The organism is Kitasatospora sp. NPDC085464 (assembly GCF_044541955.1).
Taxonomy (GTDB): Bacteria; Actinomycetota; Actinomycetes; order Streptomycetales; family Streptomycetaceae; genus Kitasatospora.
Genome location: NZ_JBITTM010000088.1, coordinates 1 through 23,716 on the forward strand (window position 1 = coordinate 1; position 23,716 = coordinate 23,716).

The window sequence follows — 23,716 nt, forward strand, 5'->3', positions numbered from 1 at the left end:
ACGGAAGCGTAGAGAACTCCCATCCTCCCAGCTCAGCAGGCACCTCTCTGCGTCATCCCGTTCCCACGTCAGTCACAGCCCGGTGGATCCGGGCTGAGTCGACGCCCACCGCCCACCGCCGCACCGAAGCGGGCAGCCGGTGCGGCGAGGGCAGCCGGTACGGCCCCCACCGCCTGAACGTCCCCTCCCCGCGAACGTCCCGCACCGCCGCGACGGCCCGCCCGACCTCCCCGGTCCGGCGGGCCGACCCGCTCGGGGCAGCGCGCGTCGGCGGGGCCCGATCCCGGACGCGACGGAGGCTCGCGCGGACGGCCCCCGGCCGGGACGCTGGGCGGCGGGGACGGGGCCTCGGCGGGGACGGAGGCCGGCCGGCAAGCCGCGGCAGGGAACCCCGACCGAAACGCACCACCCCCGGGCTGGCACCGGAGCGAACACCTGCGCGAGGATGTCAGCCCTTGGATCCACTGCCACCGGGGAGCACGCAGTGAGTGAAGCCGCTTCGCACCAGCACGAGTTGATCAAACTGACGGACCGTCCGGACGACGCCGACGCCCGCGGCTGCGACGGGCGGACCGGCGGCCGCGACGGGCGGACCGGCGGCCGCGACGTCCGGGTCCGGGTGATCGGGCGGCACGCGCCGGGCTCCCTGCGCGGGCACGACTGGCTGGACTGCGAGATCACCGTCACGGCCGACACCGTGCGCGGACGCTTCACCACCGTGGTGACCGATCGCCACCTTCGGCGCTGGGAAACGGCGCTGGACCGGCTCCGCCAGGGGTTCGCGGTCCGCTGGCTGAACGAGGAGCACGGCCCGGAACTGCGGATCGAGCCCGGGCGGCCGGGCGGGCTGTGGGTGACCGTCTCGGACACCGAGGACTCCGGCGTCACGCTCCGGGTCGCCCTCTCCCCTGCCCCCGGCTGGCTGGACGAGCAGCACGCCCTGCTCGAACTCGTCCGGAACGCCTATCCGACCGAGGTGATCGAGGCCGCTCCCGGCGTCCACGCGGAGTGGCGCGGGACGCCGGCCGTCGAGAGCTGAGTGGCCGTCAACCCGCTTTCCCGCGTTCTTCCCGGCTGGGTTCTCGGCGGGCTCTTCGGCTGGGATCCCGGCGGGCTTGTCGGTTGCAGTCCCGGCGGGCTTGTCGGCGGGCTTCGCGAGGCGCCCGAGGGAGCGATCGGGCAGGGTGAGGAGGAACAGCAGGGCCGCGGCACCGAGCATGAACAGCGCGAGGCCGTGCAGGCCTTCCGTGGTGGCACCGTGCGGGAAGACGGCGGCGTTCGCCGCGGAGGCGGCCATCGCACCGAGGTACATGAAGGTGCGCAGCAGCCCGGCCGCGGAGCCGATGGCGGCCGGGTCGGCCTGGTGGTACAGCGCGGTCTGGGTGCCGAGCCCGATCAGCCCCTGCGGGATGCCCGCCAGCACGGCGATCGCGATCAGCAGCCCGGCCGGGCTGTCCGCGTGCACCGACGACAGGGCGGCACAGGCGGCGATCTGGCACGCCGCGCCGACCAGGAGCCTGCCACGGACAGCCGGGCTACGGCCGGTGAGGCCGGACACGGCGAGGGCCGTGAGCGAGAGCGGCAGCAGGACCAGTCCGGCGCCGGTGGCGGACAGGCCGCGACCCTCCTCCAGCCACTGGGTGTATCCGTAGAGGAAGGCGTAGCCGGCGGTGTAGCCGAGGAGTTGGCGCAGATAGGTGGCGATCAGCGGCCGGTTGCCGGCGAGCGCCCGCAGGTCGATGAAGGGGGTGCGGGCCCGCGTCTCGCGGACGGCGAAGCCGGCGGCGGCGAGGAGGGCCAGCACGGGCAGGTACCAGAGCGCCGGGCTCGGCCTCATCAGGAACAGCATCAACGAGACCAGCAGGACGGCGAACAGTGCGATCCCGCTGCGGTCGAGGCGGTCGGGCCGGTCGGGCCGGTCGGTGCGGTCGGTGCGGTCGGTGCGGTCGGGCTGGTTCTGCGGGTCGCGGCGTGCGGCGGCGATGGGCAGCCGGGCCGCGCCGAGCACCAGACAGGCGAGCGAGAGCGGCACGTTGACGAGGAAGACCGTCCGCCAGCCTCCGACGCCGATCAGCAGGCCGCCGAGGGTCGGGCCGATCACGGCGACGGTCTGGTTGGCGACGGCGAGCGCGGTCAGCACCCCGGTGGGGCCGGACCTCCCGGTCCGATCGGCCTCGCTGCGGGTGAGGTACATCGCGGCGGGGTAGGCCGCCGAGGTGCCCAGGCCGAGCAGTACCCGGGCGGCGATCAGCAGACCGAGGGACGGGGCGAGCGCGCAGAGCAGTCCGGCCGCGCCGACCAGCGCGGTCCCGGCGAGGTAGAGGCGGCGCGGGCCGTGGGTGTCCACCAGCCGCCCGATCACCGGCTGACCGACGGCCGTGGCGAGGTAGAGGCCGGTGACCAGCCAGGCGGTCTCGGCGGGCGGGGCCCCGAAGGCTGCGCCGACCGGCACCAGGGCGACCGCGATCATCGAGGAGTTGATCGGGTTGAGCACCGAGCCGAGCACCATCGGCGCGATCAGCCGTCGGTCGAACGCGCCGTTCTGAGCGGGCGCCCGGCGACGGCCCACCCGAAGGCGGTCGGCCCGAAGAGGGCCGGCCGAGCCGCCGGCCCCGCGACGGACCCCGCGACGAATCCCGGGGCGGGCCGCGCGGGTGGCCGGGCCGGTCATCGCCGGTTCAGCCGGTCGATCAGGGCCAGCGCGGCCAGGACGGTGGCGCGTTCGGCCTCGTCGTACTGCTCTTCCAGCGCCCGGGCCAGCCACTCCTCGCGCGCCTGTCGACTGTCCGAGATCCGGGCCAGACCGGCCTCGGTGAGGCTGACCAGCAGGCGCCGTCCGTCCTCGGGATCGGGCCGTCGCCCGATCAGGCCGTGCTGTTCGAGCACGGCGAGGCTGGCGGCCATGGACTGCGGCCGGACCCGCTCGGCGGCGGCCAGCGCACTGGCGGAGGCCGGGCCGTCGTTGATCAGCCGGCTCAGCACGGCGGTCTGGGAGGGGGTGAGGTCGCCGGTTCCGTCGGCCTCCCGGAGGGTGCGGCGCAGTCGGCTGAACACGGCGCGCAGCTCCCGGGCAGCCAGGGCCGCGGAGTCGCCGGGGCCTGCGGAGTGGTCGGGGTCGGCGGAGTCACCGGCGGCCACGGCGGCCACGGGGGCCTCGGGAACAGGGCGGGTCTCTCGCTTCTCGGTCATGCTTCCACGGTGATTTCATCAGTCTGGACTGTCCAGTCTGGACTGATGGTTTTCCTCTTGTCCGACTACGGGGACGGCTCCATCCGGCGGCCCGGAATAATGGCGGAATGACCGATGAACAGCTCCGCGTCGTCCTCGCCGAGGACTCGGTGATCCTCCGGGACGGGATGGTCGAACTGCTCACCGCGCGCGGCTGCGCGGTGGTCGCCACCGCCGGTACGGCGCCCGAGCTGGTCGCCGCCGTGACCGAGCACCGGCCCGACGTGGCCGTGGTGGACATCCGGATGCCGCCGACCCACACCGACGAAGGGATCCGGGCGGCCGTCGAGATCCGCGCCACCACGCCCGAGGTCGGGATCCTGGTCTTCAGCCAGCACGTCGAGACCGTCTGGGCGGCCCGGTTGCTGGCCGACGACGCCGCCGGCATCGGCTACCTGCTCAAGGAACGGGTGGCCCGCACCTCCCAGTTCGTGGACGCGCTTCACCGGGTCGCCGCGGGCGGCACCGCGCTCGACCCGGAGATCGTCAACGGGCTGATCGGCGGCCGGCGGCGCAGCCCGGTGGACGCGCTCACCCCGCGCGAGCGGGAGGTACTGGAGCTGATGGCGCAGGGCCACTCCAACCGCTCGATCGCCGCGCAGCTCGTGGTGTCGGAGCGGGCGGTGGAGAAGCACGTGGCCGCCGTGTTCACCAAGTTCGACCTGCCGGCGACCGACACCGACAACCGACGGGTCAAGGCCGTACTCGCCTACCTCGCGGAGAGCGGAGCCTCGTGAAACCGGGCATGCGGGCTGCGCATGAGCGCGCCTCATGAGCGCGCCTCATGAGCGCGCCTCATGAGCGCGCCTCATGAGCGCGCCTCATGAGCAACGCTCATGGGCGCTCATCATGAAGTCCTCTCATGTCGAGGGCCCATGAAGTCCTCTCATGGGAACGTCGGCCCATGTACGCAGCTCATGGCCGACCCCATGAGCTCCTCTCATGCCCCCGCCCCCACCCCCGATGGCTCCATCCGCTCCGACGGCCCATGAGAGTCCGTCACAGCCTGCCGGGCAACTCGGCGCTGACCACGGTCGGCCCGCCCGGTGGGCTGTCCACCCGCAGCACGCCGTCCACCGCGGCGAGCCGTTCGGCCAGGCCCGCGAGTCCGCTGCCCGTGCCGATCGCGGCGCCGCCTCGGCCGTCGTCGCGCACGGCCAGCCGGACCCTCCCGTCGACGGCGCTCGCGGTCAGTTCCGCCGATCGCGCGCCACTGTGCTTGGCCACGTTGGTCAGCAGTTCGGCCGCGCAGAAGTAGACGGCCCGTTCGATCACCTCGACCGGCCGTTCCCGCAGGTCCAGCCGGACCGTGACGGGCACCGGCGAGGTCGCGGTGAGTCCGGGCAGTGCCTCGGCCAGCCCGCCGTCCAGTGCCACGGGGTGGATGCCCCGGGTCAGTCGGCGCAGGCCCGTGATGGTGTCGTCGGTCTGCCCGCGGGCCCGGTCGACCAGGGTGCGCAGCCGTCCGAGGTCGGGCTCGGCCGGGTCGGCGAGGGCGTCGTCGGCCAGCGAGAGGGTGATGGCGAGCGCGACCAACTGCGCCTGGGTGCCGTCGTGCAGGTCGCGTTCCAGGCGCCGCAGCCGGTCGCTGTTCTCGGTCAACAGGGTGGCCCGCGCGCTCTCCAGTTCGCGTACCCGCTGCTGCGAGCGCACCGGGCCGAGCAGCGTCCGGGCGAGCGCCCGGTTGGCCCGGCTCAGGGCCCGCAGCACGGCGGGTACGGCGGCCAGCAGTGCGAGGCCGACCGGGATCGCCAGCACGTCCGACCAGCCGACCGGTCTCGGGCCCGGCTCCGCCAGCCGTACCCAGAGGGGGAAGCCGACCAGCCAGACGCCGCCGAGCGGCAGCCCGACCGCGGCCAGGAAGCCGAGCACTCCCACCGGCAGCCGTAGGAAGAGGTAGAGCAGCACCCGCCAGGCCACCGGGTCGGTCAGCACGATCCGACCGCGGGCGATCAGCCCGGAAGGGCGCGGCAGCGGCGGCGGCCCGGGCACCGTCTCGTCGAGAAGCCACTCGACCAGCCACCGGTGCATCCGGCCGATCCGTCGGGCCCCGAGCAGCGCGGCCGCCAGGAACGGCAGTCCCAGCACGGTGAGCGAGAGCAGCACCCCCGCGTAGAGGACGGCGACCGCGTAGACGCCGCCGAGCACCCCGAGCGGCAGCCCGAGGACGGCGAACGCCACCTCGTCACCGCGCACCGCCAGGAACCGCCGCCGCTCCGCCACCGTCCGCGTCGCCGCCGCCCACCGGGCTGCCGCCCACCGCGCCACCGCACCGCCACCCACCGCACCGCCGTTCACCGCGCCACCGCCCACCGCACTGCCGTCCACCTCGCTGCCGTCCACCTCACCGCTCACCCGCCGACCGAGGCAAGCATCCACCAGGCCCCGCCGCACCGCCGCAACTACCGCATCCAGCGGCCTGCACCGGCCCCCTCAGGCCCCGCCGCCCCGCCCGCGCGCCCCCGCTCGCGCCCCCGCGCCGGTCACCTCACCCCCGCTCCCCGCCCGCCGACTCCACCGCCGATCCGCCGCTCGCCCACAGCCCCGTCCCCACGATCCCCGGCACCGTCAGGACCGCCGCGCCCAGCACCACCCAGGCGCACCCCGCGCCCGGCACCACCGGCACCACCGTTCCCCGGACCGCCCGGCTGAACGCCCCGGTGGCCGCGGCGGCCACCGCCGCGCCCAGCAGCACGCCGACCGCCGTGGTCAGCAGTGCCTCCGCCGTGAGCATCCGCAGCAGTTGCCGCCGCGTCGCGCCCACCAGGCGCAGCAGGGCGAACTCCCGGCGCCGGTCGGCGGTCAGCGCGACCAGGGTGTTGACCGTGGAGACCGCCGCGAAGCAGACCAGCAGGCCGAGTTCGGCCTGGCGCAGCCAGATGTCACTGGCCTTGGTGACGCTGGTCGCGGCGCCGGTCGCGCGGGCGACCCGCTCGGCGGTGCTGGTCATGATCAGCATCGTGCCGGAGAGCCCGACCAGCAGCGCGACCGGGACCACCGCCGAGGAGAGCCGGGCGGCGTAGCCGCGCAGGTTGGCATCGGCGAGCCAGCCGGCCCGCGGGACGAGTGCCCGGACCGGAGCGCCGAGCACCGCGGCCGTCGCCCACGCCGCCGACGGGCCCAGCAGGGCGACGGCGACCAGGAGCACCAGCGAACCGAGCAGCGAGGCCTGGCCCGCCTTGTCCAGCTCCCCGGCGGGCCTGGTCGCGGCCAGTCGCAGCAGCAGCACACCGCCCGCCAGCACGGCCGCCCCGGCGAACAGCCGCGGCACGCCGGTCCGCCGCGGCCCGCCCGTCTCCCCGGTCAGGGCGACGGCCGGTGCGGGCCGGGTGATCCGCCGGGCCGCGACGGCGGTGGCCGCCAGGCCGACCAGCAGCGCCACGCCGAGCGCGACCAGCACGGGCACCGGCGACCCGGATACGTGCAGACCGGGAGCGGCCATCCCGCGCCGCTGCAGGGCGGAGAGGAAGAACCGGGCGGCGAGGAGGCCCGCCGCGCAGCCGGGGGCGGCGGTCAGCAGGACGGTCGCCAGAACCTGGGCGCGGACCACCCGCCGCACCTGCCGGGGCGTCGCGGCGACGGTGCGCAGCAGGGCGAGGTCGCGGTGCTGCTGACGGACGGTGAAGCCCAGCGCGTTGACCACGACGAACAGCGCGACCAGGACGGCGATCTCACCGAAGGCCGCGGCGATCACCATCACGCCCGGCCCGCTCACCGGTGTCCGTGCCACCGCCTCGGGAGCGGTCGCCTGCGCGGCGACCAGCGAGCCGAAGAGCGTCACCGTCGCCATCGCGAGGAACAGCGCCGCCCCCAGGCCGGCGAAGGCCGCGGGCCGCCGCCGGATCTGCCCGACGGACAGGGCCAGCACGGGGCTGCTCGTCCATGCCGTGCTCATCGTGCTCATCGGGCCCATCGTGCTCACCCGCCCAACCGGCTGAGCCGCTCGCCGACCTGCGCGGCGGTCGGCCGGAGCAGCTCGTCCACCAACAGCCCGTCCGCGAGCAGCAGCACCCGGTCCGCGTAACCCGCGGCCACCGGGTCGTGGGTGACCATCACACAGGTCTGCCCGTCCACGTCGACGCCCGTGCGCAGCAGGTCGAGGATGTCGTGCCCGGTCGCCCGGTCGAGCGCGCCCGTCGGCTCGTCGGCGAAGAGCACCTGCGGCCGGGCGACCAGCGCCCGGGCGATCGCCACCCGCTGCTGCTGGCCGCCCGACAGCTGTCCGGGCCGGTGCCGCTCGCGTCCGGCCAGTCCGACCCGGGCCAGTGCCTCCCGCACCCGGTCCCGCTCCGGCGGCCGACCGGCCAGCCGCCCGGGCAGTTCGACGTTCTGAGCGACGGTCATCGCCGGCATCAGGTTGAAGGCCTGGAAGACGAACGCCATCCGGGTGCGGCGCAGTTCCGCCAGCCGTCGCTCGGGCAGCCCGGACACCTCGGTGTCGCCCCACCGGACGGTGCCCCGGGTCGGCCGGTCCATCCCGGCCAGGCAGTGCAGCAGGGTCGTCTTGCCCGAGCCCGAGGGCCCCATCACCGCGGTGAACGTCCCCGACTCGAAGGCCACGGACACCCCGCCCAGTGCCCGTACCGCCGCCGTGCCGCGCCCGTACTCGCGGTACAGGCCCTCCCCGCTCAGTGCCGTGCCCGTCGTCCTGCCGTGCGCCGCCGGGGCGGCGGCTGTCGTCATCCCGTTCATGCCCTCCATCCTGGGCATCGGGGGCCGGGTGATCGATCGAGCTGGCCCCCGAATCCGGGGTTCGGATAACCGAACCCCGCAGGCAGGGGGTCGAGGACGGGCGCTACGTGCTCACGGACCGGTTCCGGCGCTGCCAGGACGACTCCGGCTGCGGCGCTCCCCGCACACATGGCAGCAGGCGAACTGTCCGACGTGCAGGCTGCTGCGGTGCCGGACGGCCCTGGCCGCCAGTTCGTCCACCGGGGTGAGCAAGCGGAAGGTCCACTCCAGCACCGCATCGACGTCCCGCGCCCCTACTGCCGCCGCCGACAGCCCGTCCGCCGTCATCCGATCCCCTCACACCGTCGCACCACCGCGTCCGCGGACCGCGGCCTCACCGCCGGGGCACTGCCGCGCACCTGGCGCACCCTGGCCCGGCCGGAGCGGAACGGACTCGCCGATTTCCGCCCCGCGCTCCCCGCCGCGCGCCCCACGAGGAATCATGAGCGGGTGACCATCGACCTGCTGCCCGGCCACGGCGTCCGATTGCCGGAGCCGCTGCCCGAGTTGCCCTTCGGCCTGACCGAGACGGCGGTGCGGGCGCTGCTGGCCCCGCACGACGGGCTGCTGCCCGACGGTGTGTGGAACACCTTCGTCTGCGGCACCCGTTGGGCGCTGGCCTTCCAACTGCCCGGGGTGAGCGTCACCCTCTGTTCGGACGACGACAACCGGCTCCGCAGTGTCACGGTCAACCGGAACCCGGGCGACGACCGGCCCGCCTGCCCGGTCGGCTACCTCGGGATCGACCTCCTCGGCTGGCCGGCGCACGAGCTGGTCGAGGCGCTGCGCGCCGAGGGCCTGCCGGTGCCCGATCCGACCCGCGGCACCCTCCGCCACGGGCCGCTCCACCTGTGCCGTCACCCCGCCCCGCGCCGGCCGTCCGCCCCGGGCCGCAAGCCGCGCCACGAGGAGCCGTTCGCCTTCGACTGCGTCTCCTTCCACGTCGACACATGGGCCACGCGAACCGAACCCGCCGAGGCCGCCGAAACCGCTGAACCCGCTGAACCCGCCGAGAACACCGGATGACGACCCTGACGACCCCGGCCCCGACCCTGCCGCAGCCGCAGCCGACCGGCACGGCCACCGGTCCGCACGACGCCGCCTTCCTCCCCCGTCTGCAGTTCGCCCTGCGGAGGTCCGAGCGGCCGATCACCCGCTCCCGTCCCCAAGCTCGGCGGCGACCCCTGCTGGCCGGCCGAGCCCGCCTGGCCGCTCTCTCTCCCCCCCGCACCGGTGAACCGCTGGTGTTCGTCGGCCAGTTCGCCGTCCCCGGCGAGGACCGCCGGCTCGCCTTCCTCTTCCTCGCGGCGGACGGTGACCTGGACGGCCCCATGGGCGGACTCGACCCGGAGTCGGGCGACGCCGTGCTGCTCGTCCAGCCGGGCGGCCGGATCCCGCCCTTCGCCGTCATCGGCCCACCCGGCACCCACGGCCGTACGCTGTGGCGCCTCGACCCCGCCGGGGATGGTGACGGCAACGGGACCCCGGTCGAGTTCCACCTCGACCTGGTGCCGCTGCCGGGCGACCTCGACCGGTCGATGGACGAACGGGCCGCCTTCCAACGGCACTTGCGCGGCGAGGGCCCCGAGGTCCGGTTCCCGGACGGCGGCCACGTGCACGACCACGTCGGCGGCCTCCCGTCCTTCCCGAGCGGCCGGGCCGGGGTCCCCGCGCCGTGGCGGTACTTCTTCGCCCTCTCGGACGCCCCGTACCCGGACGATCCCTACTTCCTCGACTTCGGCCACGGCGACGGCTTCGGCTTCCTCAGTCCGGACGGCCTGGAGGGCCGCTTCCACTGGGACATCCCGTGACCGCCCCCCGACCCTCCTCTCAGCCCCGGGAGTCAGCATGACCACCACCCCCCTGACCGTCGCGGTCCTCGGACCGGGCGGCGTCGGCGGACTGATCGGCGGACTGCTCGCCCGCGACGGGCACCGCGTCGTCTGCCTGGCGGGCGAGCGGACCGCCGCCGTCCTCGCCCGGGACGGACTGCACGTCCGCAGCGGGCAGTTCGGCACGTTCACCGCCGAGGTGGAGGCCGCCGCCGAGCTGTCCGAGCCGGTCGACGCCGTCCTCGTGACCGTCAAGGAGACGGCCCTGGCGGCTTCGCTCGACCGACTGCCGGCGGACGTGCTCGGCGCCGCGCTCGTGGTGCCGCTGCTCAACGGCCTGGACCACATGGCGGTGCTGCGCGAACGCTACCCGGCCGCCCGGGTCGTGGCCGGCACGATCCGGGTCGAGACCACCCGCACCGCGCCCGGGCGGATCGAGCACACCAGCCCGTTCGCCGCGATCGAACTCGCCGCACCCTCCGGACCCACCGAACCCGCGACGTCCACCGCCCCCGCGACGTCCGACGAACCCGCGACGTCCGACGAACCCGCGACGTCCGACGAACTCCGCCGACCCGTCGAGGAGTTCACCGAGCAGCTCCGGCACGCCGGCCTGACCGTGACACTGCGCGAGGACGAGACGGCGATGCTGTGGAGCAAGCTCTCCTTCCTCGCCCCGCTGGCGCTGCTCACCACCCGCCACACGAGTGACGTCGGCACCGTGCGCACCGAGCACCGGCCCGAACTCCTCGCCGCGCTGGACGAGATCACCGCCGTCGCCCGGGCGGTCGGCGCCCCGGCCGACGCGCAGGCCCTGCTCGCGGTGATCGACCGCGCCCCCGGGGCGATGAGGTCCTCGATGCAGCGGGACGCGGAGGCCGGCCGCCCGACCGAGCTCGACGCGACCGGCGGCGCCGTCCTGCGGGCCGCCGCCGCACACGGGATCGCCGTCCCGACGCTCGCCCGCCTGGTCGCCGAGCTGTCGGAGCCCGCCGAACGATGACGGGCCCGCGGCCGGGCGTCTCCTGCGGCAGCGGCGGGCGCAACGGGCGGGAGCGGGTAGGAGTCGCGGCATGACGCCTTCCGAGCCCGCCAGCGCTCCCGCGTGGGACCGCATCGAAGCCTTCCTCCTCGCCCACGACACCGACCGGATCCCCCACCCCGGCGGCACACTGCTGGCGCATCTCCACCGTGTGGCCGACCTGTTGGCGGACTGGGGCTGCGACCCGGCCGTCCGGGCCGCCGGCCTCTGCCACGCCGCGTACGGGACCGACGGGTTCGACCACGCCCTGCTGGGGCTCGACCGGCGCGGCACCCTGGCCGACCTCGCCGGCCCCCGCGCCGAGGCGCTCGTCCACCTCTACGCGAGCTGCGACCGGGCGGTGGTCTACCCGCGGCTGGGCGTCGACGAACCGGTGGTGTTCCGCGACCGGTTCACCGGGGCCGACCACACGCCGCCGGAAGCGGACCTGCGTGCCTTCCTCGCCCTCACCGTCGCCAATGAACTCGACGTCCTCGCGCACAACGCGGACCTGGCCGCCCGTTACGGACCGGGCCTGTACGAACTCTTCGCCCGCGCCCGCACCCTGCTGCCGCCCGCCGCCTGGCGGGCCTGCGGCGATCTCCTCGGACGGCACACCATCGCTCCTGAGGACCGGAATTGACGCTTCGTCATCACCGATTCTCAGGCCCGAGGTTTTGCCAACCGTTCATCCGTCCCGCCGGAACCTCCGTACGGCACAACGGCGTTGTCCATGCCGGGAGGGATAGTGACATGACAAGGAAGCCGTACCGTCCGGCCGCCGCCGCTCTCGCGGTGCTCATCGCGGCCCCGTTGTTCACCGCGTGCAACAGCGCCGACCAGGCCATCGACTGCGGGAAGCGCGCGGTCAGCCTCGCCGGCGACGTCCAGGACTTCACGGACGCGGCGTCCAACGTCGGCCAGATCGCCGACGACGAGCGCCGCCGGCACACCGTCGACGCACTGAAGAAGGTCGTCGACGATGCCAAGAAGATCCGCCACGACGGCGGGGACAAGCTCGATGCCGCCGCCGACAAGCTCTCCAAGGCCGTCTCCGATGCCATCGACAAGGTCAACGACAACAAGCAGCCCGACTTCGGCGCGATCACCAGCGCCGCCGCCGACGTGACCAAGGCCTGCGCCGGGGCCTGACCACCCCGATCGTCCTGACCACCCTGACCGTCCGAGTGCACCGCGCGCCCCACCGGTACGATCCACCGCTCCCGGCCCGGCTCCGGGCCGGGAGCACCCGGCGCCCCCGCTCGGCACTCGCCGGACTCGCCGCCCGGCAACACCGGATCATCCGCTCCGACCGCCGCAGCCTGCTCATGCTCGCCACCCGCTGCGCGGACCGCCTGCTCGGCGCCTGGTTCGCCACCCTGGCCGAAGGCGAGAGCGCGGCCCTGGTCGCCGACTTCGCGGCCTGGGGCAAGGCACGGCCTTCCACCTCGGTCCTGACCAGCCGAACCGCTAGCCGCCCGCCAGGGACGCGCTCGTTCGGACAGACCCGCTCACCTGATCTCCCCACGCAGACGACCGCTCCGGAGTCGGCGAGCACGTCGCAGGAGAGGAGGCCGACCGCCCCCGCACATTCGCGGAACCGACGTGAGTTCAGCACGGTGTGCGGCACACGGAAATGCGGGTGCGCTGCGGGTCGGAACTGCGGGAGCGGTGGTCGCCTACGACTCCCGAGGGGAAGCGCCTCCCATCGCGGCACGGTGCACCAGGCCGCCCAGGATGAGGGCCAGGCCGGCCTCGAATGCCGACTCATGGTCGATCACGGGCATGTCCACCTGCAGACCCGAGTCGTCGCCGGAGCCGGCGTCCGCCTGTTCCTCCAGGACACTGCCGACCGTGAAGCGGCCGGCGGTCAGCATCGCCATCTGCGCATCCCGCTCGGGCACCCCCGAGCCGACCAGGAAGTCCATCTTGTGGCGGACCCGGTCGAGGTCTCCCGCAGGGGTGCTGCCTGCGTGGAGGCGCGCGCCGTCCCGGCGCATCAGCAGGGTGCGCCGGAAGCTCCGCGTGTTGTCGAGGAACCAGTCGCACCAGTCGTCGTCGGACGTCGGCAGCGGGGCGGTCGCATGCGGTGCCATCGCCGCCTCCGCCATGGCCGCGAGGAGGTCCTTCTTGGTGCGGAAGTACCAGTAGAGCGAGGGCTGCTCGACACCCAGCCGCTTCGCCAGCCGCCGTGTGCTGACCGTGTCCAGCCCGACCTCGTCGAGCAGGTCGAGCGCTTCGGAGACGACGATCTCCCGGTTCATCTTGGTCACGTTGACAAATCTATCACTGATAGATGACTCTGAAGGTGAACCATTCACTGATAGATTTCGGGGTGATGGGCATGGCCTCCGGATCGGAAGCGCGCCCCCTGCGGGTCCTTGTCGCCGGCGGCGGGATAGCAGGCCAGGCGCTGGCCTTCTGGCTCACGCGGGGCGGCCACAGCGTGACCGTCGTCGAACGCTTTCCGGCACTGCGAGCCGCCGGGGCACAGGTCGACCTCCGCGGGCAGGGCATCGAGGCCGTCGAGCGGATGGGACTTCTGGACGCCGTCCGCGGCAAACTGGTGGACGAGGCGGGTGTCTCCTTCGTCGACGCGCGTGGCCTGGCCAGGGCGACGATCATGGCCAACACCTCCGGCCGCGGCCGGCAGAGCCTCACATCCGGGTACGAGATCATGCGCGCTGACCTGGTACGCATCCTGCACGACGCCACCAAGGACGACACCGAGTACGTCTTCGGCGTGAGCGTGGACGGCTTCGAACAGGACGGGCAGAAGGTCGTCGCGCACTTCTCCGACGGCTCCTCCGGCGAGTTCGACCTCCTGGTCGGCGCCGACGGACAGGGATCGCGCATCCGTCGAGCGATCCTCCCCGTGGACGCCGACCCGTACCGGCGGATCGGCATCCACACGGCCTACTGGTTCGTGCCGCGCACGGCGTCCGACGGCAACATCCGGGACACCTACATGGTCCCGGGCGGCCGCCAGATCATGCGCCGCAGCCACAACCCGACCGAGACCCAGGTGTACTTCGTGATGCGGGACGAGTCCGCGGCAGCCTCGGCGATCCACCGGCAGCCCGTCACCTGCCAGCGGGAGTTCTGGGCCGGAAGGTTCCGCGACGCAGGGTGGCAAGCCGAGCGCTTCATCGACGGCATGCCGACGAGCCCGTTCTTCTACTCCCAGGAGATCGTCCAGATCCGAACCGACACCTGGTACCAGGGCCGCGTGGTCCTCGCCGGCGACGCCGCCCACTGCGCCTCGCCGTACAGCGGCATGGGCGTCTCCGGCGGCCTGGTGGGCGCCTACGTACTGGCCGGCGAGATCAACCGGCACCCGGACGACCTGCCGGTCGCACTCGCGAACTACGACCGCGTACTGCGGCCCTTCGTCGACGAGATCCAAGGCGGGGTGAACCCGCGTCTCCTTCGCCTTGGCATGCCGATGACCCAACGGGCGATCGACACCTTCCTGGCCGCCACCGCACTGGCCTGCAGACTGCACGTTCCCGATCTCGCCGCGCGCTTTTCGAAGGAGGACCGCGGCGGCAGCTGGCGGCTCCCCGAGAACCCGGCGCCGACCAGCGCCGTCTGAAAGCGGCCGGCCGCCGGACCGCCCCTGTTTCCATGCGCACGCGCCGGGCAGGCGCGCCTCACCAGAGACCTGTCCGACCGTCGTGGAGGAGCCATGTCCCGGAAGATCAGGGAGATCATGACCGCGTGCCCCATCGCCGTCCCCCGCCTGGCCTCGGTGCGTGACACGGCTCGCTGGATGCGCGACGCCGCCTCGGCGACGTCCTGGTGACCGAGGACGGCCGGGTCTGCGGGTTGGTGACCGACCGCGACCTCGTGGTCCGGGTTCTGGCCGACGGCAGGGACCCGGACAGCACCAACGCCGGCGACGTCTGCAGTTCCGAGCTGATCTCGGTCGCCTCGGACGACGACATCGGGCACGCCGTCGACCTGATGCGCCGGCACGCCGTGCGCCGCTGCCGGTGCTGGACGACGGCCGGGCGGTCGGCATGGTCTCGCTCGGTGACCTCGCGCTGGAGCGGGACCCGGACTCCGCGCTCGCCCGGATCAGCGACGCGGCCCCCGGCACCTGACCCGCTCCGCGCCCGGCAAGGAGAACGTCATGACCGGATCACCGCGGGCACGCCCGCTGCACGACATGGGCGGCGCCACCGGCCCTGCGGACACCGCTGGGCCCCGGTCCGGCAGGGAGCGCTCCGACGGCCCCGAGCGCCGTCCGGCGCCGATCGGCAAGGGCGGGACCCCGAACGTCTCCGGCAGTGACGAACAGCAGCCGGAGCTCGCCGAGGGCGCGGTGCCGGGTGTCGCACCCGGCGAGGAGTACGCGGGCCCGCCGCACCGCGAGCCGTCCGCCGTCGACCCGCCGCCCCGGCCCGGCCGCGGCGGCCGCGCGGCGCCGGCCGAACCGATCGAGGCCCTGCCCGAACCGGGGCTCGGCCACCACGACCCGGCGGCCGAGCCCGAGGATGAGGGAATACCGGACCTCCAGGACGGCTCCCCCGGCGCGGCAGTGGTCGCAGGACCCCCAGGTCCAGGCCGTGCCCGGCGACACGCCCGTGGCCGCCGAGTCCTTCGGCACCACCGGGGGCCGAGCAGGCCGAGGGCGAGTCGCTGAACGCCCGGCTGGCCCAGCAGGAGCCGGAGCCGGACGAGCGGACCGCGGTCGCGGAGCCGGCCGAGCAGGCCGCCGGACGACTCGACCTGCCGGACCCGCACACCGACCTGCGGGCCGACGCTCCCGGCGACACCGCGGGCCTGACGGCGGAGGAGGAAGCGGTCCGGATCCGCGTCGACGGCGGTGCCGAGGGCGAGCCGGAGGGTCAGTCCCGCCGTGGTCGGGTCGAGGACCGCACCGAGCGCCTCGGTGTCGAGGCCCCTTCCTTGAGGACGCCGCCGGGACCGGGGACGCCGAGGGCGACCACTCGCCGCGGACCTGACCGTCCCGACGCCGAACGCCTGCACGGCGGGTCCCGGCTACGGCCGGGGCCAGCTGTGCGCCCGCCCGGTCACGGCCCCGGCGCGGCGGGCCCGGCGGCCCGGGCAGATGTGGAGGGCACCGCCTCCTCCCCGACGGCCGGCCGCCGGGCGACCGTCTCCAGGTCCGTCCCGGACCGCTGGGCCGCCCTGACCAGCAACGCCAGCGCGGCGTGCGGGGTCACGCCGAAGCGTTCCATCGTGATGCCGATGGCCAGGCCGGTGGAGTGCCGCCGGTCGAGCAGGTCGGCCACGGCCCGGGCGAGCGCGGATCGGTCGAGTGCGGCCGACGCCTGCAGCGCGAGCACCTTCACCAGACCGAGGACGGAGGCGCCGGGCTCCCCCACCGTGCCCAGGTAGGCGCTGAAGGCGGTGCAGCCGTGCTGGAGGCGCACCCCCGCGCCGTGCGCGTAGGCGGCGACACCGCCCGCCAGCGCGAAGGGATGGCCCCTGGCCTTGAGCAGGGAGCCGATCCGCTTGGCCGCTTCCAGGATCGCCTGGGTGCGGTCCGGGGGCAGGCCCTCCGGGGACTCATCGGACGGCCGGTCCTCGGTACGGGGCCGCGCCGTGGGCGGCGGGAGGGGGTGTTGGGACAGGTGGTCCATGGCGGCCTCCTCGGCCTTGCGGGTCGGCCGGCGCTCCCGGCACCCGCCGGCAACAGGGCACCGCACATCACTCCGGGCGGAGGGGCCGCTCGGGCAGCGCCGGTCGGGGCCGTTCAGGGCCTCGGCCACGATCTGCGCGATGCGCGTCAGATCGGCCTCCCCGCCTCGTTCTCCCTTCGACTGCCGCCGCCCTGCGGCGGTCGAGCGTCATGGCGGGAGCGCGGCCCGTGCCGTGCTGTGATCACTGTGGTGTAGGTGGCCGCGCCCGGACGCCGAGTGACCGTCGGGAGCCCGGTCACCCCCGCGTGTCCACCCTGATCGGTCGGCGACACACCCCGGCCGCGGCTTGACCGGTCCAGGTCCGGCAGCGGTCGTTGGTTCAGACCGGGGTCCCGGTGGTGCCGGGTTCCCGGTGGGGCCCGCCGAGGTCGTCGTGGTGGTTCCCGTCGGGGCCGGCGAGCATATCGGGGTCGTCGGACCATCCCGGGGCATCGCGGTCCTCAAGCTGCTCGCGCAGCCGGGTCAGCGTGGCGGCGAGCAGCCGGGAGACGTGCATCTGGGAGACGCCGATCCGGTCGGCGATCTCGGACTGCGTCCAGCCGTCCCAGAACCTGAGCTTGAGGACGGTCTGCTCGCGGCGCGGGAGGTCGGCGAGCAGCGGGCGCACGGCGGCGCGGAACTCTGCCAGTTCGATGCCGGGGTCGCAGTCACCGATCCGGTCCACCAGTGCGCTGCCGCTCTCGTCGGTGTCCTGATCGCGCAGCGCGTCCAGGACGGAGCAGCAGGTTCAGGCCGGTCGCATCGCAGAAGCACAGGTCCCCGAGATCAACCAGGACCAGCTCGATGCCGTCCGCCACTGGTCGCGCGAGCGCCAGACGGAAGTCGTACGCACTGTCGTGGTCGAGTTGACCGGCAACCGTGACGACCCGTACCGAACCCTCGTCCACCAGGGCGACGGCTAGGCCGTCACGGCCGCCCGTCATGGTGCTGAGATGGTCGCCCGGCCACGGGGCGGTGCGCCCCGGCGGGCGCTCGGCGGGCTCGGGAGGGTCCGCTCCGGATGGCGCCGTACACGCTGCCTGGCCGTCGTCCATGGCCGGCGCCTGCCCGGGCCGTCCGCTCCCACACGTGCTGCGGCGGGTTCCGCCGCACGGCGCTCCGTCCGCAGGGACGTTTCGACGCCGCCGGGCCCGGCAAGACGCGCGTCGTGCGCATCCACACGCGTCCGGTTTCCCGCCCCGAGGCCCGGACCGAGCCGATCGAGGTCCGGGGCGCCGCCATGGATGCGCCCGCCCGGGAGCCGCAGTCCGCGGTGCCCGCACCGGCACCCGCGCTGTCCGCGCCCACCCTCGGGGTGGAGGAGGAGTTCCTGCTCGTCGACCGGCGCACCCGGCTTCCCGCCGACCGCGCGCCGCAGGTCATCGCGACCGCCGAGGCCGTCCTGGGCGGACGGGTCCAGGCCGAGTTCTTCCCCGTGCAGGTCGAGGTGTGCACCGAGCCCACCACCCGCCTCGGGGACCTGCGGGCCGACCTGGTCCGGCTGCGGTCCGTCGTCGCAGCTGCGGCGGCCGACGCGGGATGCCTGCTGGTCGCCTCGGGCACCCCGGTGCTCAGCGCCCCGGGGCCCGGGCGGGTCACCGACGATCCGCGGTACCGGGCGATGGCGGCCCGCTACGAGGGCGTGGCCGACGGCTACGCCGGCGCGCTCTGCGGCTGCCACGTCCACCTGGGGACGGTCGACCGCGGCCAGGCCCTGGCACTCGGCAACCACCTGCGCCCCTGGCTGCCGGTCGTCCAGGCCCTCGCGGTCAACTCCCCCTTCACGGAGGGCCGGGACAGCGGCTTCGCGAGCTGGCGCACCATCCGCTGGTCGCGCTGGCCGACCGTCGGCCCAGCGCCGGTGCTGGACGAGGAGCGCTACGAGGAGCTGGTGGCGGCCCTGGTGGAGACCGGCGTCCTGCTCGACCGCCGGATGGTCTACTGGTACGCCAGGCCCTCGGAACACGTCCCGACGCTGGAGATCCGGGTCGCCGACGTCAACGCCGACCTGCAGACCGTCCTGCTGCTCGCCGCGCTGCTGCGCGGGCTGGCCGCCGTCCTGCTCGACGAGATCGCGCAGGGCCGGCCCGCCCCCGCGTGCCCGGCGGGGCTGGTCCACGCCGCCCACTGGCAGGCCGCCCGCAGCGGGCTGTCCGGGGAAGGCGCCGACCCGGCGACCGGGAAACGCGCCCCGATGGCCCTACTCGTCGAGCGCCTCCTCGAACGGGCCGCCCCCGGCCTGGCCGCCGCCGGCGACCTGACCGCCGTGGAGACCGGCCTCGCCCACGTCCACCGGCTCGGCACCGGCGCCGACCGACAACGCCGTGCCCTCGACCGGCACGGCCGGCTGACCTCCGTCGTCGACGAGCTCGCGGCGCTCACCCTTGCGACACCCTGAGGCGACCAGGCCATGGACCCACCCGAAGCGCTGCGCCGGATCGCCTTCCTCCTGGAGTGGAACGGCGCCTCACCCTACCGGGTCCGGGCGTTCCATACGGCCGCCGACGCGGCCGCGACCCTGCCGCCCGGGCCGGTGGACGCCGCCCGGGCCCGTCGACTGCCGGGCGTAGGCCCGGTCACATCCGAGGTGATCGCCCAGGCCTCCACCGGCGTAACCCCCGGCTACCTCGCCCGGCTGGAGGCCCAGTCGGGGCCGGACGCTGAGGCAGGACGCCTGCTCCTCGCAGCCGTACGGGGCGACTGCCACCTGCACTCCGACTGGTCCGACGGCGGCCACCCGATCGGCGTGATGGCCACGGCCGCCCGCGCCCTCGGCCACCAGTGGGCCGTGCTCACCGACCACTCCCCCCGGCTGACGATCGCCCACGGCCTCAGCCCCGAACGCCTGCGGCGCCAGCTCGACGCGGTCGCCGCCCTGAACGCGGACGGAGGACCCTTCCGGCTGCTGACCGGCATCGAGTGCGACATCCTGCGGGACGGCTCTCTGGACCAGGAGCCGGAGCTGCTCCGGCGGCTCGACCTCGTGGTGGCCTCCGTGCACTCCGAGCTGCGCGCCGACCCGGACGTGATGACCTCCCGGATGCTCGCGGCGGTCCGGCACCCGCGCACCGACGTCCTCGGGCACTGCACCGGGCGGATCGTCACCGGCCGCGGCCGACCCCCGTCCGCGTTCGACGCCGGGGCCGTGTTCGCGTCGTGCGCCGAGGCCGGCACCGCAGTGGAGATCAACTGCCGCCCCGAGCGCCGCGATCCGCCGGACGACCTGCTGCGCCTGGCCGCCGAAGCGGGCTGCCTGTTCGCCGTCGACACCGACGCCCACGCTCCCGACCAGCTCCACTGGTTCACCTCCGGATACGCCCGCGCCGCCCGGCTCGGCCTCGGGCCCGAACGCCTGATCACCACCTGGCCGCTCGACCACCTGCTGGCCTGGGCCGGCCCGGACGGGGACTGACCCGGGTCACGGCGGCCGAACGGAGCCCCGCCCGCATGCCACCTGGCGGAACCGACGAACAGACGCCCGGAATCCGACGATCTCGGACCATCTCCGACCGAGGAGGTCGCACCCGGTGCACGGCACGGCGCCAACCCACGCCAGGACCCCGGTGCACCGCGGGGCCCGCACAGCGGGCGACTGAGCGACCACACGGCTCTGGTCACCGGCTCCTCCCCTGGACTCGACAGGGTCATGATCATCGCCCGGGACGAACTCGCGCTGGACCGGGCGCTGCGTAGCCTGCCCGGCCGCCCCGGCGAGGTCGCCGCGACCGCGTGCGACCTGATGGACCACGCGTGCGCCCACTGTCAGTACCCAGCATCAGAGCGCGAAGGTACCCGACAAGGCACCCGCCCCGTCCGTCGCCTGCACGCGGGCGAAGCCCGGCCGGACACCCACCACCACCCCGAAGATCACACACCGCTGCGTCGGCAAGCCCGCCCACCTGCGACCGTTTTCCAGGGGGCCAACCGGGCAGCCGCTCAGCGGAAGGGCGGAGGGACGCGAGCGGCTGACGGGAGCCGAGCCGCTGGCGCGCTCTGCGGGCACGACTGAGTGAGGTGGCCGATGAAGGCCTTGACCTGGCACGGCAAGCGGGACGTACGCGTGGAGACCGTTCCCGACCCGAAGATCAAAGATCCGACCGACATCATCGTCGGCATCACATCGAGCGGCCTGTGCGGATCCGACCTCCACCTCTACGAGGTCCTCGGACCGTTCCTTGAGGAAGGCGACATCCTCGGACACGAACCCATGGGCGTAGTCCAGGAAGTCGGCCCCGACGTTACCGAGATCGTGGCCGGGGACCGGGTCGTGATCCCCTTCAACGTCTCCTGCGGCACCTGCCGCACCTGCACCGAGGGCCTGCACTCGCAATGCGAGACCACTGAGGTCCATGCCTACGGCAACGGTGCGGCCCTGTTCGGCTACACCAAGCTCTACGGTCAGGTCCCCGGCGGCCAGGCCGAACTGCTCCGGGTTCCGTTCGGCAACACCTTGCCCGTCAAGGTGCCCGTTGGACCTGCGGACGACCGCTTCGTGTTCCTCTCCGACGTCCTGCCCACCGCCTGGCAGGCCGTCAGTTACGCCCACGTCCCCAAGGGCGGCAGCCTGGTCGTCCTCGGGCTCGGACCGATCGGCGACATGGCCGGCCGAATCGCCCTCCACCAGGACGCCGGCCAGGTGATCGGCGTGGACCTGGTGCCCGAGCGCCTGGAGCGTGCCCGGGCCCGGGGCGTCACCGTGCTGAACCTCGACGACCACGGCAAGGACCTGCCGGAGCTGATCCGTGACCTCACCGACGGCCGCGGCCCGCACGCGGTCATCGACGCCGTCGGCATGGAGGCCCACGGCTCCCCGGCCGCCGAACTCGCCCAGAAGGCGACCTCGCTCCTGCCCGGCCGGCTCGCCGCCGCCCTCATGGAACGCGCCGGCATCGACCGCCTGCACGCACTCCACCTCGCCATCGACATCGTGCGCCGCGGCGGCACCATCTCCCTGTCCGGCGTCTACGGCGGCCAGACCGACCCGATGCCGCTGCTCACCATGTTCGACAAGCAGATCCAGCTGAGGATGGGACAGGCCAACGTCCACCGCTGGGTGCCCGACATCCTCCCTCTGCTGCTGGACGGCGACCCCCTCGGCGTCGACGACTTCGCCACCCACCACCTCCCGCTCGACCAGGCACCCCAGGCGTACGAGATGTTCCAGAAGAAGCAGGACGGCGCCGTGAAGATCCTCTTCCGCCCATGACCCGTGCCGCCCGCGACCGTGGAGGCCCACCATGGCACGACTCTCCCGCGAACACCCCGGCCGGGCACAGCCCGGCAGGCCGGCATCGCGCACCACCGGCCGGACCGCACTGGTCACAGGGGGATCCCGCGGACTCGGTCTGCTCCTCGCCCGAGAACTCGCCGAGCGCGGCTGTCGGGTGATGCTCTGCGCCCGCGACCCGGACGAACTGAGCCGGGCCCAGCGGCGCCTGGCCGCCGACGGGGCCGAGGTGGCCTCCGTCGCGTGCGACCTCAACCAGCTGCAAGCACCCCAGCAAGTCATGGCGGCCGTCCACGAGCGATTCGGCCCCCTCGAACTGCTCGTCAACAACGCCGGGATCATCCAGGTCGGGCCCTTCGATGCCCTGCGCGAGCAGGACTTCCGCCAGGCGATGGAGACCATGCTGTTCACACCGCTGCGGCTCACCCGCGCCGCGCTGCCCGACCTGCGCCGGGCCGACGACGGGACGGTGGTGAACATCACCTCGGTCGGCGGGCGGATCCCCGCCCCACACCTACTCCCCTACGTGGCGGCGAAGTTCGCGGCCACCGGACTCTCCCAGGGCCTGCGCGCCGAACTGGCCGAAAGCGGGGTCTCGGTCACCACCGCGATACCGGGCCTGATGCGCACCGGCTCCCACACCGCGGCGCGATTCCACGGCCGACCCGCCGCCGAGTACTCCTGGTTCGCCGCCGCCGCATCCCTGCCCCTGCTGTCCATGGACGCCGGACGCGCCGCCCGCGCGATCATCCGCGCCGCCGACCGCGGACGACCGGAAGTCGTCCTCACACCGGCCGCATGGATCGGATCGCGTGTCCAGGGCCTCGCGCCCGCGACCACAACCAGGATGCTGACCCTGGCCGCGCGCCTGCTCCCCAGATCCGGCACCACCCCGCGCCACGACGTACAGGGAGCCGAGGCGGCCCGAACCGCACCCCTGCCGTCCTGGATCACCATCCTCGGGGACCGCGCCGGCGACCGGTTCGGTGAACCACGTGCCGACACCTGAGCGACCTTCCGTCCCGGTCCGGCGAGTCACGGCGGTGGTCCGGCCAGGGGATCCGGGTACGCACGCCCTGGCGTGGCGGGCATCGTGCCGACGCCTGGCCCGGGAAAGGTGAGAGCGATGGAGCCGGTGGTGGACCGGATCGCACAGCCGTGGGCAGCCGAACCCCGTACGGCCCCGGCACGGCCTGGCCCGTGCGTGTGGACGCCTTCCTGACCGACGGTCTCGCTCCGGGCGACGTCGAGCGACGGGTGCCCACCGCCTCGCTGCTGCACTCCAACGGCGACGCGATGGACATCGCGGTCCGCCGGGGGCGCATCGTCGGGGTCCGAGGACGTGCCGGGGACCGGACATGCGACTCGTTCTCCCAGTTGCGGAACCCGGGGAGGTCGCCGTTGGCGCCGCACTTCCTTGGGCCCGAGCCGGCCCCGGTTCACCCCGCCCCGCCCACCCCGGCGATGCAGATGTTCCGGTACGCCGAGCAGGGCTCGCTCCGGATGCTGTGGATCTCCGGCACCCTGCCTCGGCGTTCGCGGCATGGCAGGAGTGCAGCCGCGGCCGGCCCTGCGACTACACCGACCTCAGCTACGACCGGCTGCGCGAGCACGGGGGCATGCAGTGGCCCTGCACCGATCAGACCCCGGACCTGTGACCGTTAGCCCCTGAGAGGTTTCCGTCAACCGGTGCCGGGAAGCCGCTGTCACGATCCCCGTCGGGGACACCCCCTCCGTCGAGTGCGGGCCGGGGATCTCCCATCCGAGCCCCGAGGAGGTCCGGACGGCCTGGGGACCAGGGCCGGCCGTCCCGGTCGTTCTGCTCGCCGTGGCGGTGTCGATCATGCCGGCCGACCGGAGCCCGCCGGACCGTTCGAGGGCCGGACCGGCGTCGGCCATGGCACCCGAGGAGTGAACGACGTGACGGACCACGACAGCGAGCGCCTGCTCGCCCTCTATCTGAACGACCACCTCGCCGGCTCCTACGGCGGTGCGGCACTCGCCCGCCGGATCGCCCGCGAGCATC

Annotated in this window: 22 protein-coding genes and 3 pseudogenes; 16 read left to right on the forward strand and 9 right to left on the reverse strand. The window is 74.1% G+C overall.

The window, feature by feature from the left end; all coding sequences use genetic code 11:
- Positions 1-445 precede the first annotated feature (445 nt).
- Positions 446-1,039, forward strand: coding sequence for a DUF5959 family protein (locus tag ACIGG8_RS41545; protein WP_396553792.1), 594 nt, complete (start codon positions 446-448; stop codon positions 1,037-1,039).
- Between the two features lie 117 nt (positions 1,040-1,156).
- Here the strand turns inward: ACIGG8_RS41545 and ACIGG8_RS41550 are convergent.
- Both ACIGG8_RS41550 and ACIGG8_RS41555 read right to left on the reverse strand, forming a co-directional pair.
- Positions 1,157-2,509, reverse strand: a pseudogene (locus ACIGG8_RS41550) (MFS transporter); the annotation flags it as partial.
- Between the two features lie 158 nt (positions 2,510-2,667).
- Positions 2,668-3,189 carry a MarR family winged helix-turn-helix transcriptional regulator gene (locus ACIGG8_RS41555; protein ID WP_396553774.1) on the reverse strand — a complete coding sequence of 174 codons (522 nt, stop codon included), beginning with the start codon at positions 3,187-3,189 and terminating at the stop codon, positions 2,668-2,670.
- Between the two features lie 107 nt (positions 3,190-3,296).
- Between ACIGG8_RS41555 and ACIGG8_RS41560 the strand changes: the two genes are divergently transcribed.
- Positions 3,297-3,965, forward strand: a complete 669-nt coding sequence (locus ACIGG8_RS41560; RefSeq protein WP_396553775.1) for a response regulator transcription factor — start codon at positions 3,297-3,299, stop codon at positions 3,963-3,965.
- A 262-nt stretch (positions 3,966-4,227) separates the two neighbouring features.
- Here ACIGG8_RS41560 and ACIGG8_RS41565 read toward each other — a convergent pair whose 3' ends face one another.
- From ACIGG8_RS41565 to ACIGG8_RS41575, 3 genes are all read right to left on the reverse strand, one after another.
- On the reverse strand, positions 4,228-5,583 hold the full coding sequence (locus ACIGG8_RS41565) for a sensor histidine kinase (RefSeq protein WP_396553776.1): 1,356 nt from the start codon (positions 5,581-5,583) through the stop codon (positions 4,228-4,230).
- Positions 5,584-5,716: 133 nt separating this feature from the next.
- On the reverse strand, positions 5,717-7,132 hold the full coding sequence (locus tag ACIGG8_RS41570; protein ID WP_396553777.1) for an FtsX-like permease family protein: 1,416 nt from the start codon (positions 7,130-7,132) through the stop codon (positions 5,717-5,719).
- Between the two features lie 14 nt (positions 7,133-7,146).
- Positions 7,147-7,920, reverse strand: coding sequence for an ABC transporter ATP-binding protein (locus ACIGG8_RS41575; RefSeq protein ID WP_396553778.1), 774 nt, complete (start codon positions 7,918-7,920; stop codon positions 7,147-7,149).
- A gap of 489 nt (positions 7,921-8,409) precedes the next feature.
- On the opposite strand from ACIGG8_RS41575, the gene ACIGG8_RS41580 reads away from it, so the two are divergent.
- From ACIGG8_RS41580 to ACIGG8_RS41600, 5 genes are all read left to right on the forward strand, one after another.
- Positions 8,410-8,985, forward strand: coding sequence for a hypothetical protein (locus tag ACIGG8_RS41580; protein WP_396553779.1), 576 nt, complete (start codon positions 8,410-8,412; stop codon positions 8,983-8,985).
- The gene (locus ACIGG8_RS41585) at positions 8,982-9,770 is read left to right on the forward strand and encodes a hypothetical protein (RefSeq protein WP_396553780.1); all 789 of its coding nucleotides are present in this window, start codon (positions 8,982-8,984) and stop codon (positions 9,768-9,770) included. The genes ACIGG8_RS41580 and ACIGG8_RS41585 overlap by 4 nt, the downstream gene beginning before the upstream one ends.
- A 37-nt stretch (positions 9,771-9,807) precedes the next feature.
- Positions 9,808-10,794, forward strand: coding sequence for a ketopantoate reductase family protein (locus tag ACIGG8_RS41590; protein ID WP_396553781.1), 987 nt, complete (start codon positions 9,808-9,810; stop codon positions 10,792-10,794).
- 70 nt (positions 10,795-10,864) lie between these two features.
- The gene (locus tag ACIGG8_RS41595; RefSeq protein WP_396553782.1) at positions 10,865-11,455 is read left to right on the forward strand and encodes a DUF6817 domain-containing protein; all 591 of its coding nucleotides are present in this window, start codon (positions 10,865-10,867) and stop codon (positions 11,453-11,455) included.
- 110 nt (positions 11,456-11,565) lie between these two features.
- Positions 11,566-11,964, forward strand: coding sequence for a hypothetical protein (locus ACIGG8_RS41600; RefSeq protein ID WP_396553783.1), 399 nt, complete (start codon positions 11,566-11,568; stop codon positions 11,962-11,964).
- 527 nt (positions 11,965-12,491) lie between these two features.
- Here the strand turns inward: ACIGG8_RS41600 and ACIGG8_RS41605 are convergent.
- A complete protein-coding gene (locus tag ACIGG8_RS41605) occupies positions 12,492-13,076 on the reverse strand; it encodes a TetR/AcrR family transcriptional regulator C-terminal domain-containing protein (protein WP_396553793.1) in 585 nt (194 codons plus the stop codon).
- A 32-nt stretch (positions 13,077-13,108) separates the two neighbouring features.
- Here ACIGG8_RS41605 and ACIGG8_RS41610 point away from each other — a divergent pair, with 32 nt between their 5' ends.
- The 3 genes and pseudogenes from ACIGG8_RS41610 (at position 13,109) to ACIGG8_RS41620 (ending at position 15,460) form a co-directional block, all read left to right on the forward strand.
- Positions 13,109-14,407, forward strand: coding sequence for an FAD-dependent monooxygenase (locus ACIGG8_RS41610; RefSeq protein ID WP_396553784.1), 1,299 nt, complete (start codon positions 13,109-13,111; stop codon positions 14,405-14,407).
- A 93-nt stretch (positions 14,408-14,500) separates the two neighbouring features.
- Positions 14,501-14,918: pseudogene (locus ACIGG8_RS41615) on the forward strand (CBS domain-containing protein).
- 29 nt (positions 14,919-14,947) lie between these two features.
- The gene (locus tag ACIGG8_RS41620) at positions 14,948-15,460 is read left to right on the forward strand and encodes a hypothetical protein (protein WP_396553785.1); all 513 of its coding nucleotides are present in this window, start codon (positions 14,948-14,950) and stop codon (positions 15,458-15,460) included.
- A gap of 391 nt (positions 15,461-15,851) precedes the next feature.
- Here ACIGG8_RS41620 and ACIGG8_RS41625 read toward each other — a convergent pair whose 3' ends face one another.
- From ACIGG8_RS41625 to ACIGG8_RS41635, 3 genes are all read right to left on the reverse strand, one after another.
- On the reverse strand, positions 15,852-16,424 hold the full coding sequence (locus ACIGG8_RS41625) for an ANTAR domain-containing protein (RefSeq protein ID WP_396553786.1): 573 nt from the start codon (positions 16,422-16,424) through the stop codon (positions 15,852-15,854).
- 379 nt (positions 16,425-16,803) lie between these two features.
- Positions 16,804-17,196 (reverse strand): sigma-70 family RNA polymerase sigma factor, encoded by a 393-nt coding sequence (locus tag ACIGG8_RS41630; protein ID WP_396553794.1) that lies wholly within the window; start codon positions 17,194-17,196, stop codon positions 16,804-16,806.
- The gene (locus ACIGG8_RS41635; protein WP_396553787.1) at positions 17,132-17,518 is read right to left on the reverse strand and encodes an STAS domain-containing protein; all 387 of its coding nucleotides are present in this window, start codon (positions 17,516-17,518) and stop codon (positions 17,132-17,134) included. The genes ACIGG8_RS41630 and ACIGG8_RS41635 overlap by 65 nt, the downstream gene beginning before the upstream one ends.
- A 113-nt stretch (positions 17,519-17,631) precedes the next feature.
- On the opposite strand from ACIGG8_RS41635, the gene ACIGG8_RS41640 reads away from it, so the two are divergent.
- The 6 genes and pseudogenes from ACIGG8_RS41640 (at position 17,632) to ACIGG8_RS41665 (ending at position 23,348) form a co-directional block, all read left to right on the forward strand.
- A complete protein-coding gene (locus ACIGG8_RS41640) occupies positions 17,632-18,861 on the forward strand; it encodes a glutamate--cysteine ligase (protein WP_396553788.1) in 1,230 nt (409 codons plus the stop codon).
- A 12-nt stretch (positions 18,862-18,873) separates the two neighbouring features.
- Positions 18,874-19,875 (forward strand): PHP domain-containing protein, encoded by a 1,002-nt coding sequence (locus ACIGG8_RS41645; protein WP_396553789.1) that lies wholly within the window; start codon positions 18,874-18,876, stop codon positions 19,873-19,875.
- Positions 19,876-20,484: 609 nt separating this feature from the next.
- The gene (locus ACIGG8_RS41650) at positions 20,485-21,669 is read left to right on the forward strand and encodes an alcohol dehydrogenase catalytic domain-containing protein (RefSeq protein ID WP_396553790.1); all 1,185 of its coding nucleotides are present in this window, start codon (positions 20,485-20,487) and stop codon (positions 21,667-21,669) included.
- A gap of 31 nt (positions 21,670-21,700) precedes the next feature.
- Positions 21,701-22,699 carry an SDR family NAD(P)-dependent oxidoreductase gene (locus ACIGG8_RS41655; RefSeq protein WP_396553791.1) on the forward strand — a complete coding sequence of 333 codons (999 nt, stop codon included), beginning with the start codon at positions 21,701-21,703 and terminating at the stop codon, positions 22,697-22,699.
- A gap of 117 nt (positions 22,700-22,816) precedes the next feature.
- Positions 22,817-23,046: pseudogene (locus ACIGG8_RS41660) on the forward strand (nitrate reductase); the annotation flags it as partial.
- 152 nt (positions 23,047-23,198) lie between these two features.
- Positions 23,199-23,348, forward strand: a complete 150-nt coding sequence (locus ACIGG8_RS41665) for a hypothetical protein (RefSeq protein WP_396553795.1) — start codon at positions 23,199-23,201, stop codon at positions 23,346-23,348.
- The last annotated feature ends 368 nt before the right edge of the window (positions 23,349-23,716 follow it).

Excerpts from the sequence above, each read along its gene's own strand:
- ACIGG8_RS41545 (WP_396553792.1), top strand. The coding sequence starts at position 446 with ATGTCAGCCCTTGGATCCACTGCCACCGGGGAGCACGCAGTGAGTGAA.
- ACIGG8_RS41555 (WP_396553774.1), bottom strand. The coding sequence starts at position 3,189 with ATGACCGAGAAGCGAGAGACCCGCCCTGTTCCCGAGGCCCCCGTGGCC.
- ACIGG8_RS41560 (WP_396553775.1), top strand. The coding sequence starts at position 3,297 with ATGACCGATGAACAGCTCCGCGTCGTCCTCGCCGAGGACTCGGTGATC.
- ACIGG8_RS41570 (WP_396553777.1), bottom strand. The coding sequence starts at position 7,132 with ATGAGCACGATGAGCACGGCATGGACGAGCAGCCCCGTGCTGGCCCTG.
- ACIGG8_RS41575 (WP_396553778.1), bottom strand. The coding sequence starts at position 7,920 with ATGAACGGGATGACGACAGCCGCCGCCCCGGCGGCGCACGGCAGGACG.
- ACIGG8_RS41585 (WP_396553780.1), top strand. The coding sequence starts at position 8,982 with ATGACGACCCTGACGACCCCGGCCCCGACCCTGCCGCAGCCGCAGCCG.
- ACIGG8_RS41590 (WP_396553781.1), top strand. The coding sequence starts at position 9,808 with ATGACCACCACCCCCCTGACCGTCGCGGTCCTCGGACCGGGCGGCGTC.
- ACIGG8_RS41595 (WP_396553782.1), top strand. The coding sequence starts at position 10,865 with ATGACGCCTTCCGAGCCCGCCAGCGCTCCCGCGTGGGACCGCATCGAA.
- ACIGG8_RS41600 (WP_396553783.1), top strand. The coding sequence starts at position 11,566 with ATGACAAGGAAGCCGTACCGTCCGGCCGCCGCCGCTCTCGCGGTGCTC.
- ACIGG8_RS41605 (WP_396553793.1), bottom strand. The coding sequence starts at position 13,076 with ATGAACCGGGAGATCGTCGTCTCCGAAGCGCTCGACCTGCTCGACGAG.
- ACIGG8_RS41610 (WP_396553784.1), top strand. The coding sequence starts at position 13,109 with ATGACTCTGAAGGTGAACCATTCACTGATAGATTTCGGGGTGATGGGC.
- ACIGG8_RS41620 (WP_396553785.1), top strand. The coding sequence starts at position 14,948 with ATGACCGGATCACCGCGGGCACGCCCGCTGCACGACATGGGCGGCGCC.
- ACIGG8_RS41625 (WP_396553786.1), bottom strand. The coding sequence starts at position 16,424 with ATGGACCACCTGTCCCAACACCCCCTCCCGCCGCCCACGGCGCGGCCC.
- ACIGG8_RS41635 (WP_396553787.1), bottom strand. The coding sequence starts at position 17,518 with ATGGACGACGGCCAGGCAGCGTGTACGGCGCCATCCGGAGCGGACCCT.
- ACIGG8_RS41645 (WP_396553789.1), top strand. The coding sequence starts at position 18,874 with ATGGACCCACCCGAAGCGCTGCGCCGGATCGCCTTCCTCCTGGAGTGG.
- ACIGG8_RS41650 (WP_396553790.1), top strand. The coding sequence starts at position 20,485 with ATGAAGGCCTTGACCTGGCACGGCAAGCGGGACGTACGCGTGGAGACC.
- ACIGG8_RS41655 (WP_396553791.1), top strand. The coding sequence starts at position 21,701 with ATGGCACGACTCTCCCGCGAACACCCCGGCCGGGCACAGCCCGGCAGG.